This is a genomic window from Corynebacterium sp. NML120713, assembly GCF_001875735.1.
GTDB lineage: Bacteria > Actinomycetota > Actinomycetes > Mycobacteriales > Mycobacteriaceae > Corynebacterium > Corynebacterium pseudogenitalium.
Window position 1 is genome coordinate 60,926 of sequence record NZ_MLCR01000012.1, and the last position, 18,184, is coordinate 79,109.

Annotated in this window: 14 protein-coding genes and 1 tRNA gene; 5 read left to right on the top strand and 10 right to left on the bottom strand. The window is 63.1% G+C overall.

The features are described from left to right. Positions 1-9: 9 nt before the first annotated feature. The gene (locus tag BJP06_RS06170) at positions 10-1,524 is read right to left on the bottom strand and encodes a class I SAM-dependent DNA methyltransferase (protein ID WP_071573209.1); all 1,515 of its coding nucleotides are present in this window, start codon (positions 1,522-1,524) and stop codon (positions 10-12) included. Between the two features lie 250 nt (positions 1,525-1,774). Here BJP06_RS06170 and BJP06_RS06175 point away from each other — a divergent pair, with 250 nt between their 5' ends. The 3 genes from BJP06_RS06175 to BJP06_RS06185 all read left to right on the top strand — a co-directional run bounded on the left by BJP06_RS06175 (position 1,775) and on the right by BJP06_RS06185 (position 5,424). After that, positions 1,775-3,007, top strand: a complete 1,233-nt coding sequence (locus tag BJP06_RS06175) for an MFS transporter (protein ID WP_071573210.1) — start codon at positions 1,775-1,777, stop codon at positions 3,005-3,007. A 494-nt stretch (positions 3,008-3,501) separates the two neighbouring features. Continuing rightward, positions 3,502-4,668, top strand: coding sequence for an ATP-binding protein (locus BJP06_RS06180; protein ID WP_071573211.1), 1,167 nt, complete (start codon positions 3,502-3,504; stop codon positions 4,666-4,668). Positions 4,669-4,767: 99 nt separating this feature from the next. Beyond that, on the top strand, positions 4,768-5,424 hold the full coding sequence (locus BJP06_RS06185) for a rhomboid family intramembrane serine protease (RefSeq protein WP_070975480.1): 657 nt from the start codon (positions 4,768-4,770) through the stop codon (positions 5,422-5,424). Between the two features lie 288 nt (positions 5,425-5,712). Here BJP06_RS06185 and BJP06_RS06190 read toward each other — a convergent pair whose 3' ends face one another. Then, the gene (locus BJP06_RS06190) at positions 5,713-7,116 is read right to left on the bottom strand and encodes a hypothetical protein (protein ID WP_071573212.1); all 1,404 of its coding nucleotides are present in this window, start codon (positions 7,114-7,116) and stop codon (positions 5,713-5,715) included. A 171-nt stretch (positions 7,117-7,287) separates the two neighbouring features. Here BJP06_RS06190 and BJP06_RS06195 point away from each other — a divergent pair, with 171 nt between their 5' ends. Continuing rightward, the gene (locus BJP06_RS06195) at positions 7,288-8,175 is read left to right on the top strand and encodes a DUF559 domain-containing protein (RefSeq protein ID WP_071573213.1); all 888 of its coding nucleotides are present in this window, start codon (positions 7,288-7,290) and stop codon (positions 8,173-8,175) included. 123 nt (positions 8,176-8,298) lie between these two features. On the opposite strand, the gene crgA is transcribed toward BJP06_RS06195, so the two are convergent. The 8 genes from crgA to BJP06_RS06235 are packed head-to-tail and all read right to left on the bottom strand — an operon-like array spanning position 8,299 to position 17,778. Continuing rightward, positions 8,299-8,568 (bottom strand): cell division protein CrgA, encoded by a 270-nt coding sequence (gene crgA / locus BJP06_RS06200; RefSeq protein ID WP_070363346.1) that lies wholly within the window; start codon positions 8,566-8,568, stop codon positions 8,299-8,301. Between the two features lie 52 nt (positions 8,569-8,620). Next, positions 8,621-10,651: a Stk1 family PASTA domain-containing Ser/Thr kinase gene (gene pknB / locus BJP06_RS06205; protein WP_177224273.1), complete on the bottom strand. Its 2,031-nt coding sequence runs from the start codon at positions 10,649-10,651 to the stop codon at positions 8,621-8,623. After that, the gene (locus tag BJP06_RS06210) at positions 10,652-12,181 is read right to left on the bottom strand and encodes a serine/threonine-protein kinase (RefSeq protein ID WP_071573214.1); all 1,530 of its coding nucleotides are present in this window, start codon (positions 12,179-12,181) and stop codon (positions 10,652-10,654) included. Continuing rightward, a complete protein-coding gene (locus tag BJP06_RS06215) occupies positions 12,178-13,635 on the bottom strand; it encodes a penicillin-binding transpeptidase domain-containing protein (protein ID WP_071573215.1) in 1,458 nt (485 codons plus the stop codon). Before BJP06_RS06215 ends, BJP06_RS06210 begins: the two co-directional genes overlap by 4 nt. Next, complete coding sequence (locus tag BJP06_RS06220; protein ID WP_071573216.1) at positions 13,632-14,984, bottom strand: FtsW/RodA/SpoVE family cell cycle protein; 1,353 nt, start codon at positions 14,982-14,984, stop codon at positions 13,632-13,634. The genes BJP06_RS06215 and BJP06_RS06220 overlap by 4 nt, the downstream gene beginning before the upstream one ends. 2 nt (positions 14,985-14,986) lie before the next feature. Then, positions 14,987-16,375 (bottom strand): PP2C family serine/threonine-protein phosphatase, encoded by a 1,389-nt coding sequence (locus BJP06_RS06225; RefSeq protein ID WP_071573217.1) that lies wholly within the window; start codon positions 16,373-16,375, stop codon positions 14,987-14,989. Then, complete coding sequence (locus BJP06_RS06230; protein WP_071573222.1) at positions 16,372-16,827, bottom strand: FHA domain-containing protein; 456 nt, start codon at positions 16,825-16,827, stop codon at positions 16,372-16,374. Before BJP06_RS06230 ends, BJP06_RS06225 begins: the two co-directional genes overlap by 4 nt. Before the next feature lie 45 nt (positions 16,828-16,872). Continuing rightward, positions 16,873-17,778, bottom strand: coding sequence for a DUF3662 and FHA domain-containing protein (locus tag BJP06_RS06235; protein WP_071573218.1), 906 nt, complete (start codon positions 17,776-17,778; stop codon positions 16,873-16,875). Between the two features lie 137 nt (positions 17,779-17,915). Here BJP06_RS06235 and BJP06_RS06240 point away from each other — a divergent pair. Then, a tRNA-Leu gene (locus BJP06_RS06240) sits at positions 17,916-17,999 on the top strand. The last annotated feature ends 185 nt before the right edge of the window (positions 18,000-18,184 follow it).

The following is an 18,184-nucleotide window of genomic DNA, read 5'->3' on the forward strand; positions in this document are numbered from 1 at the left end:
CCACCTCATCTAGATCAGCCCCTTGAGCATGCTCATGGCGTCGGCGATTTGGGCGTCGAGGGCGTCGATGTCGGCGAGGATGTCTTTCGGGTCGCGGGTTTCTTCGGTTTCGAAGACGATTTCTTTGTACCGGTTCATCGACAGGTCATAGTCCGCCTCGCGGATCTCATCGACGGGCACGGTGAAGGACGCTTCGGTGCGGGCGCGGTCGCGTTCGGCGGCCTGGTTGTGGAAGCGGGCCACAACGTCGGGGAGGTTGTTGAGGCGCAGCTGGGCGTCGTCAAGTGGAGTCTTGGGCCAGGGGCCGAGTAGTTCCTCGGCGAGCAGTGGGGTGCGTTTGTCGTCGAGGGAGCGCCCGTCGGCGGTGATGTCGTAGAACCAGATGTGCTCATTTTGGCCCGGCGAGTCGGTGCGGGTAAAGCACACGATGGCGGTGGACACCCCGGTGTACGGTTTGAACGCGCCGGACGGCAGTTTGATGATGCCGTCGATTTTTTGGTTGTCCACAAGCTCTTTGCGCAGCGTTTTGTGCGCGTGCGTCGAGCCGAACAGCACACCCTCCGGCACAACGACAGCCGCCCTGCCGCCCAGCTTTAGCAAGGTCAAAAACCTCGCGATGAACAGCAGCTCTGTCTTCTTCGTCTTTATCGACGCCAACTCCGGATCCAAAATGTCCTGATTAATCGAGCCCGCAAACGGTGGGTTCGCCAGCAGCACATCGAACGCTTCAAGCCGCTCTGGCGCCAGTTCCTGGAGGGAGTCAAGGTAGGAGATGTTCGGGTCGCTAAAGCCGTGCATGACCATGTTCATCGCGGCGATGCGCACCATGGTGGAGTCGAAGTCGAATCCGGTCAGGCTGTGGGCGAGGTACTGCTCGCGCTGCAGTTTGGTGGCGTTTTTGAAATCATCACGCAGGTATTCGCTGGTGGCGGCGAGGAAACCTGCGGTGCCGCAGGCTGGGTCGATAAGTCGGTCGGTGACCTTCGGTTCGGTCAGCGCCACGATCAGTTCGATGATGTGGCTTGGTGTCCTGAACTGTCCGTTCGTGCCGGCGGTGGCCAGTTTGGACAACATGTACTCGTACAAGTCGCCCGTCATGTCCTTATTCGAGAACTCCAGCTTCGCGATCATCGTCGCCACCGTTGTCAGCGTCGCCGCGTTCGGGATCAGGAACGCCGCGTCCTTCATGTGGGTGACAAACCCGCTGTCACGTGCGGCGCCGAGTTGTTTGATGTAATCAAACCCCTCACGGAAGGCGGCGAAGCGCGCCTCCGGCGAATCGACGGCCAACAACTTGGAAAAGCGCAGGTGGTCGTGGGTGGCGTCGTAAAATAGTTGGGTGTCATCCGGCTCCCCGCCCAGCGTGTTGGCGAGGAATTCCGCGTCCGCCTGGCGCTCGTCGAGTTGGCGCATGAAGAGGAGGTAGGTGAACTGTTCGATCACGGTGATTGGGTTTGAGATGCCGCCGGACCAAAAAGCGTCCCAAATGCGGTCTACCTGGGATTTCAGCGCGCCTGTAATCATGGCGTCATTCTAACAACCGTGCGGGGCAGAAGATAGAACGGCTCGTGCGCGGAGCTATCTTTTAAAAACCGCGATTTCTATAAGATAGGTGCTTATCGAGTGGCATCTAAGTTCTGTTTTTCCAGATTTTCAGAAGATAGGGCGGAGCCGTCGTCGAAAAGTTGGACCCCTAGCGGGGCGCGATTTGGTCATACCTCATCCGAGGAGCAATATATTCGTGCTACCAATCGGACAACGTGAAGAACTGATTATGACTCAACAATTTCATCCGCGCGCATGGTTCCCCGTCGCAGGCAGCATGGTTGCTGTCGCGTGGGGCGGCAACGAATTCACCCCGCTGCTCGTGATGTACCGCGAAACCTCCCACTTTTCGCAGGTCACCGTCAATGGGCTGCTCGCCGCCTACGTCCTGGGCATCATCCCGGCGCTGCTGATCAGCGGTCCGCTGTCCGACCACATTGGACGACGCCCCACCATGCTCCCAGCCGCACCACTTTCGCTCGTGGGGTCCTTCCTGCTGTCCATCGCCCCGAACGAGCCACTGGTGATCGCGACGGGCCGCATCTTGTGCGGGCTCGCCCTGGGCATCGTGATGGCGGTGGGGTCCACGTGGGTCTCGGAGCTGATTATTAAAGCGGGCGGGGACCCGGCGTCGGGGCCGCGCAAGGCGTCGATGTGCCTGACCGTCGGCTTCCTGATCGGCGCTGCGCTCGCCTCCGTGCTGGCGCAGTGGGGCCCGTGGCCCACGCACACCGCGTACGTGCTGCACATCCTGCTCACACTCGGCACCGCCTACTGGCTGCTCGACACCCCGGAGACCCGCCCGCCGCGCCGGGGCACCGTGAAGGAAACCTTCCTTGAGCTGCGCGTTCGCGACATGCTCGAAATGCTGCACATCCCATCCGCCGCGCACCGTCGCTTCGTGCGCATCGTCGTGCCGGTCGCGCCGTGGGTATTCGGGTGCGCCGGCGCCGCGTACGCCCTGCTGCCGCAGCTGCTGTCCAGCTCGGCGCACGATATGCCCATCGCGTTTTCCGGCTTCATGACGGTCGTGACCCTCGGCTGCGGCGTCGGCGTCCAGATGCTCGGCCGTGTCATCGATACGAGTAGGTCCGCCCGCGCGTCCGCCGTCGCGATGGCCGTGATCACCGTCGGCTGCATCCTCGCCGCCGAAGCGTCCCGGTCGCTGTCGCTGCCAATCGGCGTTGCAGCCGCCGCCATCATGGGCGCCGGCTACGGCCTGGCCCTGGTCGCCGGACTTTCCGAAGTCCAACGCATCGCCAACGCCGACGAACTCGCCGGCCTGACCGCCGTCTACTACTCGGTGTCCTACACCGGCTTCTTCATCCCGATGGTCTTCAGTGCCGCCGCGCCCGTCGTCGGCTTCACCACCCTGTTCGTCATCGGCACCATCCTTGCCCTGTGCTGCCTGGTCAACGTGGTCCTCGGCTGGCGCGCCCACCTGCCCGGCCCGACCTGGTAGGCCGCGCTGGCGCTTTTGGCGCCTCCGGCCCTCAAATCTGCTCGTAGCGTGCGCTTCGAAGCGTGCGATGCAGGTCGCGCATTTCCACCCACCCCGGCCGATTTTTGGCGACCAGCGTCGCACTCCTTGAACACCTCGACCGGAACGGATTTCAGCAAGCAGCGTGCTATCTCCACAGCGCCATTCATGATCAACCAGGCCTGTAATCAGCCCCGGCGCACCTCAAATCTGCTCGTAGCGTGCGCTTCGAAGCGTGCGATGCAGGTCGCGCATTTCCACCCACCCCGGCCGATTTTTGGCGACCAGCGTCGCACTCCTTTAACACCTCGACCGGAACGGATTTCAGCAAGCAGCACGGCCCCAGCCCCCAACCCCAGCACACCCGTCTATCCTGAAATATCCATAAAGATGTGCCCAGATGCGAAAAATCAGATACGGGGACATCTGGGCACATCTAGCCGGATATTTCACACATTTTCGATTATTGTGAACCCATGGACCAAACACTGAACCCGTATTCGCCAGGTGCGGGACTGCGACCACCTGCGCTGACAGGGCGCGAAGCGGAGCTCGAGCTTGTCGAGGCGATCATCACAAGGACCCGCAGCGGATTGCACAATCGCGGCGTTATCCTGAGTGGTTTGCGTGGGGTGGGCAAAACGGTGTTGCTGAATGAACTCGCGTCGCGTGCCGAGAATGCAGATTGGTTGACGGTGCAGCTTGAGGCAAGCGCTGATCGTGCTGGTGCGCAGCGGGTCCGGAAGCGGTTGGCCCGTGAACTGGCGTTGAGTGCGCGGAAGGTGTCGCTGCGTAAGCGGTGGAAGCACTTCAAGGATGCACTGCCCGCGATTGCTTCGTTTGCATGGCATGTCGGCGGTATTGACGTCGCACTGGAAGTACCTGCTCAGGCGGGTATTTCTGACTCTGGTGATATCGGGATGGATCTCGAGGAACTTGTGCTGAGTGTCGCAGAGTCCGCGCAGAAGGACGGGAAGGCGATTGCGTTTTTTATTGACGAGATGCAGGACCTTGATGCGGAATTGATGTCGGCGGTGATTACCGCGCAGCACCAGGCGGGCCAGCGTGGTTTGCCGTTTTATGTGTTCGGGGCGGGCCTACCTACGTTGCCTCAGAAGCTGGCGGAATCTCAGTCGTACGCGGAGCGTCTGTTCGAGTACCGCAAGATTGGTCCATTGTCAGATAGCGCGGCGGCGGCCGCACTTGAGGATCCGGCTACCAGGCAAGGGGTGCTGTTTACATCAGCAGCGTTGCGGAATCTTGTGGACGCCGCTCTGAATTACCCCTATTTCCTTCAGGAGTACGGGAAGGCGATCTGGAACGTCGCTCCTGCTTCGCCGTTTACTGAAGGCGATGCGCAACTTGCCGTGGCGGAGGGCAATGCGGCCCTTGACGCCGGGTTCTTCCCGAGCCGTTGGGAGCGTGCGACGCCTGGTGAGAAGCGCTATTTGCAAGCGATGGCTGCGCATTCTGCGAAGCAGGTTCCCACGAAGGACATTGCGGATTCGCTTGACGTTTCGGTGAATTCGTTGAGTAGTAACCGGAAGCACCTGATTGAGAAGGGTCTCATTTTTGCCCCTGACCACGGTGTTGTGCAGTTCACGGTCCCTGGAATGGCGGACTATATCAAGCGCCTATCCTGAAATATCCACAAAGATGTGCCCAGATGCGAAAAATCAGATACGGGCACATCTCACCGGATATTTCGCAATACGCCCAGGCCGCCCCGTACCGTAAGCCGTATGCAATTCGTTCGCTCTCTCTTCCGCGGCGCGCCCGCAACCGCGCTGATCACCGTCGTCTGCCTGGGCGTTTTCGTGATTACGGCGCTCCAGTCGCATTCGATCAGCAACGTGGTGTGGGGCTCCAGCCTCGCCGAGAACATGGTGCTCTTCGGCCCATTTATCGACGCCCCCTCCGCCACCTTCCGCACCCTCCTGGCCGGCTTTCTGCATGTGGATATCTCCCACGTGGCCGTGAACATGATCACGTTGGCGTTGTTGGGCCCGCAGCTGGAGCGTCGCCTGGGTACTGGGCCGTATTCGCTGCTGTACGCGGCGGGTGTGTTGGGGTCGTCGGCATCCGTGTTGGAGTGGAACTACGACGTGCCCACGGCCGGCGCGTCCGGCGCCCTCTACATGCTGATGGGCGTGTTGCTCGCGTTGTCGATGCGCCAGAAGGTCAACGTCCGGGCGCCGTTGGCCCTGGTCGGCGCGAATCTTGCTTACTCGGTGCTGTCCCCGGGTATCAGTCTGTGGGGGCACCTTGGCGGTTTGGTGGTGGGCTTGTTGGCGGGCTGGCCTGTGACGTCGGTGAAGAAGCGCGTCAGGTGGCTCGCGTCCGCTCTTGCGGCCGTAGCAGCTGTGGCTGCTGTGGCGTTTGTGATTGGTGTTGCCTAGTTTTTCACACGTTATCCCCAAGTTTGTACACCGGTGGAGAACTCCACAGAGTTGTCCACATTGTGGATAAACACAACCGTGTAATTTCTAGAACATCGCTAGAACATGTCAGCGATTCACAAGAAAAAACGCCTGGCGAATGGGCATCATTGCAGCTCATTACGCCAGGCGCTCGATGTGCGAATAGGTTGTGCACAGAGTTATCCACAGGTGTGGATAACGGTCCTCTCCACAGAACCATCCACAACCTGTGGATAACTTGGCACTACGAATTACACAAAATGCTCCTTAGAAGGTGCCCTTCAGCCAGCGGCCGAAGTCGGACACGGTCACGTCGCGGGAGTCGACGTTCTGGTCGTTCCACTGGGAGACGTCGCCGGCCAGGCGGCTGGTCTGGGTGACTGTCATGTAGTTGTGCAGGCGGCCTTCCTTGGTCTTGCCGTCGCCGAAGCTGAACGCGCCGAGCAGCATGTCGTCACCGGCGTTGACCGGGTTGGACAGCGTCACCTCGAAGATGCGCGCGCCCTTCTTGGCGTTGTAGCCGAGGTCACGGATGTGCGAGCCGTTCGCGCCGGTCGTTGTGATCAGGCGGTCCACACCCTTCGGGCCGGACTCGGTACGCACCTCAACGCGGAACGTCAGCGCCGGGAACTCCGCCCAGTAGCGCTCGGTGCCCACGTTCTTCACACGCAGCGCCACGGACCCAGCAAAGCCGGAAGCTTTCCAGGAGCTCGTCGTGAAGTATGGCACCAGGTCGAGCGCAGGTGCCTCCGCATTATCGACGACCTCTTCGACCTCAGTGTTCTCCTCCGAGGTCGCCTCATCCGACTCCTCATCCGTGATCACCGCGGCGGTCTCACCGTCGATTTCGACGTTGGTCACATTGGCTTCATCGTTGTCGTCGATGGTGGTGACGTCGTCAAGGTTCTCACCCTCGGTGATCTTCTGAACATCCTCGTTGTACGCCGGGTTCGGGTTCTCCACCGTGTCAGTGACCTGCGCGCCGCGGTTCGGTGCCCACGAACCTGCAGGTGTGGAGTAGTTCTTCACACGAACCTCGTTCTTGATCGGCATGTTCGCGACCCACGCCGTCGGCGTCGCCCACGTGCCGTTCGGGCGGCAGCGCTGCTGCGTGCCCGTCATGGTGACGGTGCGGAAGCCGTACGTCGCTTCGCCCGTGTTGCCCGCCGGAACCTCGTACGGCCCGATCTTCTGGCCGACGTTCCAGCTCAAGCTTCCGGACACCGACCAGCCCAGCATCTTTGCCAGCGAGTAGCCGATGTTGCCCTGCAGCCCATCCTTCGAGCCCGACCCACCAATGTTGATCGTCTCAGTCTTCGACCCGTTGACCGACGCCGAAATCGTCTGCGTCCGCGCCAGATCCTGCGTCAGCGGGATGGTGTTCTTGGTCAGGTTGGTCGTCGAAATCGTGCCGACTGGCAGGAAGTTGTCCTTCACCTTGTACACGATGGTGCGGTAGTCCTCAGTGGAGTTGCACACTGGGCGCGGGTTGAGCACGTTCGCCTTCAAGTGGTCCGATCCCCTGTAGGTGTGGATGATCGGCAGCGCATCATTGGTCGCTGGGGTTTCGGGGTACGACTCCTCAAGCGTCTGAGCCGTGGCTGGGGTCAGCGTACCGGCAGCTAATGCCAAGGCTGCTACAACGCCCGACATTGAACGAATAAACCGCATGACTATACCTTTCATAAGGTGACAATAGTAAATGAGCAGGTCAGGGCCTTTCTGGCCCTGTTCCTATGTGTACACCTTCTGTGCGCGGATTGTTCAACAATCCACCCCCGTGCCACCCCGCTACCGAACACCTGTGGGGAACCTGGCGGCTTTCCTGTGCGTCTAAACCTCATGTTGGAAAACACTGAACTATTCGCATCCATCGTGGACACGCGCACTCTCCGTCACCGTCTGCACAGCCCCGAGTACCGCCGCCTCAACCGAACGCAATGCATCCCGTCGCGCACCTGGGGGCAACTCAACGCCTGGCAGCGGTACCTCGTCCGCGCTTATGCCACCGCCCGCGCCATGACCAAAGGCTGCCTCGTAGGCAGGACCGCCGCCCGCATCCACGGCATGTGGGTCATCAGCCTCACCGAAGAGATCCAAGAAGTAACGACGCCCAGCCGCCGCGGCCCCGCGAAACACCTCGTGGAACCCGACGTCCGCTACCGCACCTCCGCCATAAGCACCGCCGAGGTCACTACCGCGTACGGCATCCGTCTTTCCACACCTATTCGCACCGCAATAGATATCGCTCGCTACCACGGGTTTCAGGAGGGCCTCATCGCTATGGACTGGCTGCTCTCCATCGCGCACGTTGACCGTCGTGACATCCTGCTGCACATCGAGCGCATGGGCCGCGTCCGCAACTGCGGCGTGGCGCGCGACGCCGCGCGCGCCGCGGTCTACAACGCCGATTCCCCCATGGAGTCCCTCGCCCGCGCCGAGTTCCTCCTCCGCGGCGTCACCGGCTGGCAGTTCCAGGCACAGGTGCAGCGCTACCGCGTCGACTTCCTTTTCGACGACTCCGTCATCCTCGAACTCGACGGCGACACCAAACACGCCTCCGACCCCCGCCGCAGCCTCCTGCAAGAGCGCAAACGCGAACGCGAGCTAACCAACCAGGGCTACACCGTCCTGCGGTACGGCTTCACGGATGTGCTTCACCGCATGGACGAGATCCTCGCCCGAATCGAGCTGGAACGGGCCCGCGCAAAGGCCCGCGCGGCTCGCTAAACCGCACGTCAAAACCCAAATGGTAGTAACAGGATGGTAGTAATCCCCGAAATGGGCCCAAAATCGGGATTACTACAATCCTGTTACTACCATCTACGAAAAATCCCGGAAAAACGCCAGAGGCTAGCGCCACCCCATGGTCATGAGCAGGCCGAGGATCATGCCTGCGAAGCCGATGCCGTAGTTCCACGGGCCGAGCTCCGCAAGGAACGTCAGCTGGTCGCCGGCGATGTAGTAGAAGATAATCCAGCCGAGGCCGAGCAGCATCAGGCCAAACATGATGGTCTTGTACCAGATCGGGGTGCCGCCGGTGTTGATCTTGACCGGGGTGCGGGACACGCCAGTTGGGGTTGATACGGGGCGGTGGTCCTTGGTGATTTTTGCCTTTGGCATTATGTCAGTCCTTTACAAGCAAGTGCGGTGGCTTTTCCAGCTATCAGGGTTTTTACCTTATCAGGCGTTCGGCGGTGAACTGCCAGAGGTTGTAGCCGATGGCGGCGTCGCGTCGGACGGTGTCGCCCGCGTTGACTTCTTGGTGTCCGATGAGGCCGTTGTCCACGAGGGCGCCGGTCGGGACGGTTGGACCTTCGACGAGGCGTCCGCTCCAGCCGGCGTCGCGTAGCGCTTTGTCGGCGTCGGCGGGTTTCATGCGGGTGATGTTCGGCATGGTCATGAGCATGCCGTTGGAGACGCGCACTTCGACGGTGGTGCCCTTGGCTACCTCGGTGTTTTCGCCGGCGACTGCGATGACTTCGCCGTCTGGGCGTTCGGAGTCGACCTTGTTCACGGTGACTTGGAGCCCCATGGAGCCGAGGGTGGCGGACGCTTGGTTGACGTTGACGCCGGACAGCGACGGTACCTGGACCATTTCGGGGCCGTCGGACACCGTGACGGTCACCTTGGATCCCTTGGAGATCTGGGTGCCGGCTGCGGGGTGCTGGCTGATGATCTCGCCCTTCGGCACGTCTTCGCTGGCTTCTCGACGCAGCTCCGCATTCAGTTCCAGGTCGGCATCTTCGAGGACCTTTGCGGCTTCTTGGGCGTCCATGTTGGTGACGTCGGGGACGTCGGTAAGCTCGCGTCCCGAGGAGACGGTGACGGTGACGAGTGTACCGCGCTGGAGTTCGGACCCGGCGATCGGGTTGGTGTCGATGACGTTGCCGCGCTTGATGTCGGGGCTGGGCTCGTCGGAGACGGCGACCTGGAAGCCGAGGTTTTCGAGTTCGGCGACGGCTTCTGCGCGTGGTTTGTCGGCGAGGTCCGGGATGATGACCATCTGGGAGGACTTGTGGGTCTCTCCGCTGTTGGGGGAGAAGTAGGAGTAGGCGAGCCAGCCGGAGGCGCCGATGATGGCGGCGCCGAGGCCGATTGCAAGCCACTTCATCCAGGTTGGGGTTGTGGTTTCGTGTTCGCGGCGGTGGGCGGCGTAGCGTCCAGCAGCCCCAGCGCCGACTGCTCCGGCGCCAGCCTTCTCCGGCAGCTGCCCGACGGGTCGGCTGTCCGGGCGCGGGGCGCGGCGCGGCGCGTTGCCCTGGACGGTTTCGGAGACCATGGTGGCATCATCGGAGGGGTCGACGGGTTCGGGTTCGGGGGCGGCGAGGTGGCTGCGGGCGGCGTTGGTCACGGCGCCGCGCTTAAGGAGTGCCAGGTCTTCGCCCATTTCGGTGGCGGTTTGGTAGCGGTCCGCCGGGTGCTTGGCCATCGCGGTGAGGATGACGCTGTCCAGGTTGACGGCCTCGTTGGGGGTCAGTTCGCGGTCGGCGGGGACGCGCTCGCTCGGCGGGATGGGGTCTTCCTGGACGTGTTGGTAGGCGACGGCGAAGGGGGATTCGCCTTCGAATGGTGGTTTGCCGGTGACGGCTTCGTACATGACGCAGCCGAGGGCGTAGATGTCGGAGCGGGCGTCGGCAGCTTTGCCGCGTGCCTGCTCGGGGGAGAGGTATTGCGCGGTGCCGATGACTGCGGAGGTTTGCGTCATGGCGGAGGTGGAGTCATCCAGTGCGCGGGCGATGCCGAAGTCCATCACCTTCACCTCGCCGGTGTTGGTGATCATGATGTTGGCGGGTTTGATGTCGCGATGGATGATGCCGGCGTCGTGGCTGGCTTGCAGCGCGTGTGTGACGGGCAGCAGGAACGCGGCGGCTTTCTGGGGGCTTAAGGGGCCGTCGGCGCGCACGAGGTCGCGGAGGTTTTGCCCGGTGACGCGTTCCATGACGATGAAGGGGACGTCGACACCTGAGACTTCTTCGGTGCCGGTGTCGTAGACGGCGACGATGTTGGTGTGGTTGAGCCGCGCCGAGTTTTGGGCTTCTTTGCGGAAGCGTTCGCGGAAGTTTTCGTCGCGCGCCATGTCGATTTTGAGCATTTTGACGGCGACGTCGCGGCCAAGCACGGTGTCGGTGGCTGCGTAGACGTCGCTCATGCCCCCGGTGCCGATGACGGCGCCGAGTTCGTATCGGTTAGCGATCATTGTCATTTACGCATTTCCTCCGAGGATGTTTGGCAGATTGTGCAAGTCTAGTTCACCATTGCCGATTTCCCCACCAACCGGGCTTTCGCTGGGGGCCTGCGTCGTGGGCGCCTCAGTATGTATCGACGTCCCCTCCGTCGGCCGCTGCTCCGGCACCGAAGAGCGGGTGTGGGTTGGCTGCGTTGGCGTTTCGTCCTCGATGGTGAGCGTGGCCGGGGCGCTGCTGTGCCTACTGGGCTTGCTGTGCTCAGTGGGCGTGTCGGGGGCGTGCGTGGTCGGCTCTTCGACGGGTTCCTCGTAGGTCGGTTCGGTTTCCACGGTGGTGGTTTGGGTGACCACGCTTTGGCGTGGGGCGGTGCTGCTCGGGGTGCTGCCGCCGAGGGTGCCGTTGTTGAATGCCCAGGCCACGCCGCCGATGACGGCGAGGGTGATCACGCCGAGCACGATGCCGACCCAGTAGCCGGCGGTGCTGCGCCGCTGACCAGCGCCAGTGTTAGCAACGTCAGCGGGCGCCGGGCGCACAGGCATCGCTGCGCGCGCCGGGGCCTGCGGTGGCACGGGCGGGCGGCGCCGCGGCGCGGCGGGCCGGGCCGTGGTCGGCCGGGACATGTCGGCGAGCATCTGGGTGGACGCGGTCGGGGAGGGCTCGATGGCGATGACGGCCGTGTCGCCGCCGGGCTGCGTCGGGCGCATCCCCTGGCGGACCTGTTCGACGGCCAGCTGCATCTCGTTGCCGTCCCGGAAGCGCTGGGTTGGCGTTTTGCGCAGGGCGATCTCGATGAGTTCGCGCGCCGGGGCGCTCACGCTAATCGGCAGTGCGGGCGGCTCGGCGGAGACGTGCGCCAGCGCCACGGAAACCGAGGAGTCCCCGGTGAACGGGCGTTTCCCGGCGAGCATCTCGTAGCCGACCACGCCGAGCGAGTACACGTCGGACGCCGCCGTGACCTTCTTGCCTTGGGCCTGCTCGGGAGAGACGTACTGGGCGGTGCCCACGACCATCCCGGTGCGCGTCAGCGGCACGGCCGCCGCCGCCTTCGCGATGCCGAAGTCCGTAATCTTGATCTGCCCGTTCTGGGTGATCATGAGGTTGCCGGGCTTGATGTCGCGGTGCACCAGCCCCATGCGGTGGATCACGGCGAGGCCGTGCGCGGCCTGTTCCAGCACGTCAAGGGCCATGTCTTCCTTGAGCTGGCCTTCGCGCGCGATGAGGTCGGCGAGGGATTCGCCGCGGATGTATTCCATGGCGATGAAGCACATGGGGAACCCGCCGTCGGTCTTGACCTCGCGGTAGTCGTAGGTGGCGACCACGTTGGGGGAGTTGATCCCCTCCGCCGAGTTGGCCTCGTTGCGGAAGCGGGTGAGGAACTCCTGGTTCGCGGTGAACTCCGGCCGCAGCACTTTGAGGGCTACTTCGCGTTCGTGGCGGACGTCGTCGGCAAGCCAGACGGTGGACATGCCGCCGTGCCCGATGATCCATTGCAGCTGGTAGTCGGGCCCGATGAGCTTCTGGAGTTCGTCTTTGTTTTCGTAGTTCATCGCGCGTTGGTTCCTTCCTCATCAGCTGGCGCTGCGGGTGCCGCGTAGAGCACCGCGCGCCCGAGTGGTGCGGAGACTTGCGTGCCGGTCGCCCCGGTGCCCAGGCCGCCACCATTCTTGACGACGACCCCCACCGCCACATCCTTCACCGGGTCAAAGGCGACGTACCAGGTGTGCGGCGCTGCGCCTTCGGCGTGCTCGGCGGTGCCGGTCTTGGAGGCGAAGCCGTTGCCGTCGTAGCCCCAGGTGTCGCGCTCGGAGCCGAACATGAGGTCCTTGATGGTGTTTGCTTCCTCGGGTTTGATGGAGTCGGAAAGCATGTGGGGTTTGGCGGTTTCGATTTCGCGTAGGTCGGGGCTGAGTACGCGGTTGACCACGTACGGCGCCATGCGGCGGCCCTCGTTGGCGACGGTGCCCGCCATGACGGCGGCCTGCAGCGCGGTCATGGTGACGTCGCGCTGCCCGATCGCGGACTGGCCAAGTTCGGCGTCGCCAGGCAGGTCGCCGAGCGAACCGGTGGCGTTGGGCATGCCGAGGTCGTACTGCTCGCCGATGCCGAATCCGTGGGCGGCCTCACGCAGGGCGTCGGCGCCGACGGCCATGCCCATCTGCACGAACGCCGTGTTGCAGGACAGCGCGAACGCGGTGCGCAGCGGCACCTGGCCGCCGCCGGCGCAGGCCTGGCCCGCGTAGTTGGTCAGCGGCACGGTCGTGCCCGGCAGCGTGATGGACGGCGCGCCCGTCAGCGGGGAATCCGGCGTGTAGCCGTTGCGCAGCCCGGCGGCGGTGGTGACGATCTTGAAGATCGACCCCGGCGGCAGCTGGTCCTGCGTCGCGTGGTTGAGCAGCGGCTTGCCGGGGTTGTTGTTCACCTCGGCCCAGGCGCCCTCGGCGGTGTCAGGGTTGGAGATCGCGTTCGGGTCGTACGAGGGCGTCGACGCCATCGCCAGCACCTGGCCGGTCGACGGGCGTAGCGCCACGATCGCGCCCTCGTAGTTGCGGTTCGAAAGCTGCTCGTAGGCCAGGGCCTGCAGGTGCGGGTCGATGCTCAACTCAACCGAGTTGCCCACCACGTCCTGCTCCAGGCCGGTGCGCAGGAAGCGGGAGGACTTGCCGGAGCCCGCCCCGGTCAGTTGCCCGTTGTAGCCGGCCTCGATTTGGGAGGTGCCGTACTGGTCGGACACGTAGCCGAGCACCGGCGCAAAGGACCACGGCATGTTCGGGTACGTGCGCTGGTAGGAGCCGTCCTCGAGCGGGTGGGACTCCGCCAGCACCTGCCCGCCGGCACTGATCTGGCCGCGATTGATCTGGCGCAGCTCCACCACAGTGCGCGAGTTCAGTGGGCTCTGCGCGTACTTCTCCTCGCGGAAGCCCTGCACCACGGTGAAGTTCACCAGCAGCGCCACAATCAGCAGCAGGGCAATGCCCGCGCCTAAGCGAATGGATTTGTTCATCGTGCGCTCACCGCCTCCGGTGCCTGGGCACCCATCGCCGAAGCATCAAACTCTGCTGGCTTGTTCGCCGCGTTCGAGATCCGCAGCAGCAGCGCCAGCAGTACGTAGTTCGCCATGATCGACGAGCCACCAGCGGACATAAACGGCGTGGTCAGCCCGGTCATTGGGAGCATCGCGGAGATCCCTCCGGCGACCACGAAGATTTGGATAGCGATGGTCGTCGCTAAGCCTGCGGCCAACAACTTGCCGAACGTGTCACTGACCTGCAGCGCCGCCGAGTAGCCGCGGGTAATGAAGATGGCGAACAGGCACAGCACGCTGGCCACACCCACGAGCCCGAGCTCCTCACCAATCGCCGCCAGGATGTAATCCGAGTGCGCCACCGGCACCATCTCCGGGTGGCCGTAGCCCAACCCGGTGCCGGTCAGCCCACCCCAGGACAGGCCGAACAGCGCCTGCGACGGCTGGTAGCCCGTGGTGTCAAAGTTGGCCAGTGGGTCCATGAAGTTGGCGACGCGGTCCTGGATCTTCTCACTGACCTGGTACACCGTGTACCCGCCAACAGCCACCAGGCCTGCGCCGATCACCAGCCACGACGTACGCCCCGTGGCGAAGTACACCATGCCCAACACCGTGGCGAAGAGCAGGAAGGCCGGGCCGAAGTCGTTCGACACCGCCATGATCGCAATCGCGATCGCCCACACCGCCAAAATCGGCGCCAAGTCGCGCAGGCGCGGGAAGCTCATCCCCAGCAGCGTCTTGCCCGCCACCGTAAACAGGGCGCGCTTCTGCGCCAGCAGCTGGGCGAAGAACACCAGCAGCAGGATCTTCGAGAACTCACCCGGCTGAATCGAGAACGGGCCCAGCCAGATCCAGATCCGCGCATCCGCGAACCCAGGCGGCTGCGGCCACACCAGAGGCAACGCCAATAGCACCAGGCCAAGCAGGCCCAGCAGGTAGGAGTAGCGGGCCAGCGCCTTATGGTCGCGCACAATCACAAGCGTGCACACCATCAGCACCACACCCACCAGGGACCACATCACCTGGCGCTCCGCGAGCGGCGGGTAGCCAGCGCGTTCCGCCAGGTCCAGGCGGTAAATCACCACCAGGCCAATCGCGTTGAGCAGCGAGACCAGCGGCAGCAGCAGCTGGTCCGCGTGCGGCGCCGCCAGTGAAATCGCAACGTGGGCAATCGCGTAGACGCCCACGAACCCGCCGACCAGGTAGAACATCTCCGTCGACATCGTGCGGCCCTGGCTCAGCTCCAGGCCGAACAGCATCAGCAGCAGCAACCCCGCCGAGCACAGCAGCAGGAACAGCTCCTTCGCACGCCGAAACACACGAGACATCGCTACTTCACCTCCCGGCACGCGCCCTGCGGGGCGTCCTTCGCCGCATCATTATCGACGCACACCGGCAACGCCTCACCAGCCAACCGGTTCAGGATCCCCAGCACATCGTCATACGTGCCGCCCTTGAAGTTCTCCACCGTGTTCAGCTGGCTCTCCGGCAGGTCATTGATACCGAAGATCACGCAGTCCTGCGGCACCGAGTTCGACGACACAATCTGCAACTTGTTCTGCTCATTAATGCACGCCCGCTGAATCACCTCGCGGCGCGGCTCCGTAAACAACGACGTCCCGACGGCCCGCTCAATCGCGAAGTGGCCGTCGTCGCCGTCGGTGCCTAAAAAATAGCGGTCGTTGAGCCTATCGTTCGTCCACAACACCGCCGCCAGCGACAACATCAGCACAATCACCAACGCGGACAGCACCCACGGCCAAATGTTCACTTTGCGGCGAAACCGCTGGTCATCCTCCTCGTCCGCCGACGCTTCACCCGCGCCGGGCTGCGACCCATCACGGCCGCCCCCACGATTATGGTTCGGCGGAATCGTCTCCGACTTGCGCATCAACGCCGCCGCCCGCGACGCCGAAGAATCCGGGTGCGTTGACTCGAACTCCGGCGCCAACGCGCCCGCCAGCGCGGGGGACGTCGGCAAGTCGGGGTGCTCCTCGCCGTCGTTGACCTCCACAACATCAGCGATGACCACCGTGATGTTGTCCGGCCCACCCGAACGCAGCGCCAACTCAATCAGCCGCTGCGCCGCCACCGATGGGGTGCCCTGACCAAGCGCCTCCCCAATCGTCGACGCCGTCACCGGATCCGACAAACCATCCGAGCACAACAACACACGATCCCCCGCGCGAACCTGAACCATCTCCAGGTGCGGCTCCACCGGGTTGCCCGTGTACGCCTTCAAAATCAACGACTTCTGCGGGTGACTCGACACGTCCTCCGGGTCCAGCTTCCCCTCGTTGACCAGGGACTGCACGAACGTGTCGTCCTCGGTGATCTGGCGAAGCTGGCCGTCGCGAAGCAAATACCCGCGGGAATCGCCCACGTGAATGAGGCCGAACTCCGCGCCGTTGAACATCAACGCCGTCAGCGTCGTGCCCATGCCCTCCTGCTCCGGGTGCTGCGCCACAGAACGCTCAATCGTCGCGTTCGCATCATCCGCAGCCGCCCCGAGCAGCGCCAACATGTCGGCGTCCTCCGGGTCCCGGTCGAGGTGCTCCATGTGGCTGACCATCAACTGTGAGGCAACCTCGCCCGCAGCGTGGCCACCCATCCCGTCCGCAAGCAGCAGCAGGTGAGGGCCCGCGTAGGCGGAATCCTCATTGTTTCCACGCACCAGACCCTTGTCCGATGCCGCCACAAAATTCAACCGCAGCGTCATGGCATCAACCTCACAATCGTGCGCCCCATCTTGATATTCGTCCCCACCGACACCCGCTCCGGCTGGTCAATGCGCATACCCTGCACAAAGGTGCCGTTGCGGGAGTCTAGGTCCTCAATGAACCAGTCACTGCCACGGCGGAACAGTCGCGCGTGCCGCGAAGACGCAAAGTCATCCCCAAGCTGGAAGTCATTATCCGGCGAGCGGCCCAGCGTCACATGCTCCACACTCGCAATCTCCATGTGCGAGCCCTGCAGCGGCCCCTCAACGACCGCAATCTGCCGGACCTTCTCACGCGACACAAGCGGTTTCCCCGCCTGCTTCACTTGTCGACGCCCAGCTCCACCCACCTCACGCACATTCTTCCGCTGCACCCACAACACCAGCAGAATGAACAGCCAGAGCAGCGCGAGCAGCCCGAAGCGTGCGCTCAGGATCACCGCGGAATCCAACAAAGGAGCTCCTTCAAGTCAGGGCTTGTTCAGCCAGTTATGCCCTTAGGCCTGGAAAAATTCTGTCTGCGGGTGCGACGCCGCATCCGTGTAGCGCGGCGCGCCCTCCTGCGGGTCCGGCGTCGCCGGGGACGACGCCCTCGGCTCCACGATGCGCACCTCGATGTGGGAGTGCCCCAGGGTGATCACGTCGCCGTCGGCAAGCATCCAGTTCTCTACGGGCTCATCGTTGACCGTCGTGCCGTTCGTCGACTGCAAATCGACCAACACCGCAACCTGGCCATCCCACGTAATCTCCGCGTGCTGCCTCGACACACCCGTGTCCGGCAGGCGGAAATCCGCATCATTCGACCGGCCCAAAATATTCGAACCCTCATGCACCAGGTAGGTGCGCGACGACCCATCCTGCAGCAGCAGGCTCACCGTCGCTTCGCCACCCTCCACCGGCGTCATCGTATTTGGCTCATGCATGTGATCCTCCTGATCCTGGTTCGCCGCATGACGGTGCCTACCGCCCTTCGACCGCTTCGTAGGCTCCGCCACAATGGCATCAAACCCACTCGCGACCTCCGGCTGCGGATCAATATAAGAACTGACCCGCAACTGGCCCGTACGCAGCCCTGACTCCTCCGCGATCCGCACAACCGCCGGCCCATCAAAGAACCAACCCTGGTTGCGCACATACCGCGTCAGTTGTTCCGCGAGGTGCACCGGCAGGTCACGCTCCTGCGACAAGTTCTCCAAATCTTTCGAAGAAACACCCACCGCGAACACATTCGGCACCACAAACTCATCATGGTCAGTCACCACAACAGAGTCTTGCGCCTCCTGCTTCAGCAGCTCCTCGATCTCAGCCGGAACCACCTTGCCGCCAAACAGCGCCGCCATCGAATTATCCAGGCCACGCTGCAACGAACTGTCCAGCTTTGCCAATCGATCCATGACTCCCATCCGCATGCACCTCCTTTCTTTAACCCCGTTAGTATAGGTGCGCATTCCGACACAACCTAGCGTGAAACACCTTTACGCCCCATGACATGCGGATTTGGCACTTCTCTATGTAAGGGTGTTATATTGTTCCAGTGCCCGCCCGGGTGGCGGAATTGGCAGACGCGCTGGCTTCAGGTGCCAGTGTTCGCAAGAACGTGGGGGTTCAAGTCCCCCCCCGGGCACAAACGGACCGGCCCTCCTTCGGGAGGGCCGGTTCTTTTTGTGTTTGGGCTGGCTTGGGGCTTAAGGGACATTTTGTGTGTGTAAATCTATCCGGTTTCCCGGGATGACCTCGGCCAGCAACCAGATATGGTTTTCAAAACAGTTCCATTCGCCCGTTTCGAGAAATCAACACCGAATACCACCA

Bases quoted from the DNA above. Each gene is read 5' to 3' on its own strand.
- BJP06_RS06235 (WP_071573218.1), bottom strand. From the start codon at position 17,778: ATGGGAGTCATGGATCGATTGGCAAAGCTGGACAGTTCGTTGCAGCGT.
- pknB (WP_177224273.1), bottom strand. From the start codon at position 10,651: ATGACAATGATCGCTAACCGATACGAACTCGGCGCCGTCATCGGCACC.
- BJP06_RS06170 (WP_071573209.1), bottom strand. From the start codon at position 1,524: ATGATTACAGGCGCGCTGAAATCCCAGGTAGACCGCATTTGGGACGCT.
- BJP06_RS06220 (WP_071573216.1), bottom strand. From the start codon at position 14,984: ATGTCTCGTGTGTTTCGGCGTGCGAAGGAGCTGTTCCTGCTGCTGTGC.
- BJP06_RS06195 (WP_071573213.1), top strand. From the start codon at position 7,288: ATGTTGGAAAACACTGAACTATTCGCATCCATCGTGGACACGCGCACT.
- crgA (WP_070363346.1), bottom strand. From the start codon at position 8,568: ATGCCAAAGGCAAAAATCACCAAGGACCACCGCCCCGTATCAACCCCA.
- BJP06_RS06175 (WP_071573210.1), top strand. From the start codon at position 1,775: ATGACTCAACAATTTCATCCGCGCGCATGGTTCCCCGTCGCAGGCAGC.
- BJP06_RS06215 (WP_071573215.1), bottom strand. From the start codon at position 13,635: ATGAACAAATCCATTCGCTTAGGCGCGGGCATTGCCCTGCTGCTGATT.
- BJP06_RS06210 (WP_071573214.1), bottom strand. From the start codon at position 12,181: ATGAACTACGAAAACAAAGACGAACTCCAGAAGCTCATCGGGCCCGAC.
- BJP06_RS06190 (WP_071573212.1), bottom strand. From the start codon at position 7,116: ATGCGGTTTATTCGTTCAATGTCGGGCGTTGTAGCAGCCTTGGCATTA.
- BJP06_RS06185 (WP_070975480.1), top strand. From the start codon at position 4,768: ATGCAATTCGTTCGCTCTCTCTTCCGCGGCGCGCCCGCAACCGCGCTG.
- BJP06_RS06180 (WP_071573211.1), top strand. From the start codon at position 3,502: ATGGACCAAACACTGAACCCGTATTCGCCAGGTGCGGGACTGCGACCA.
- BJP06_RS06225 (WP_071573217.1), bottom strand. From the start codon at position 16,375: ATGACGCTGCGGTTGAATTTTGTGGCGGCATCGGACAAGGGTCTGGTG.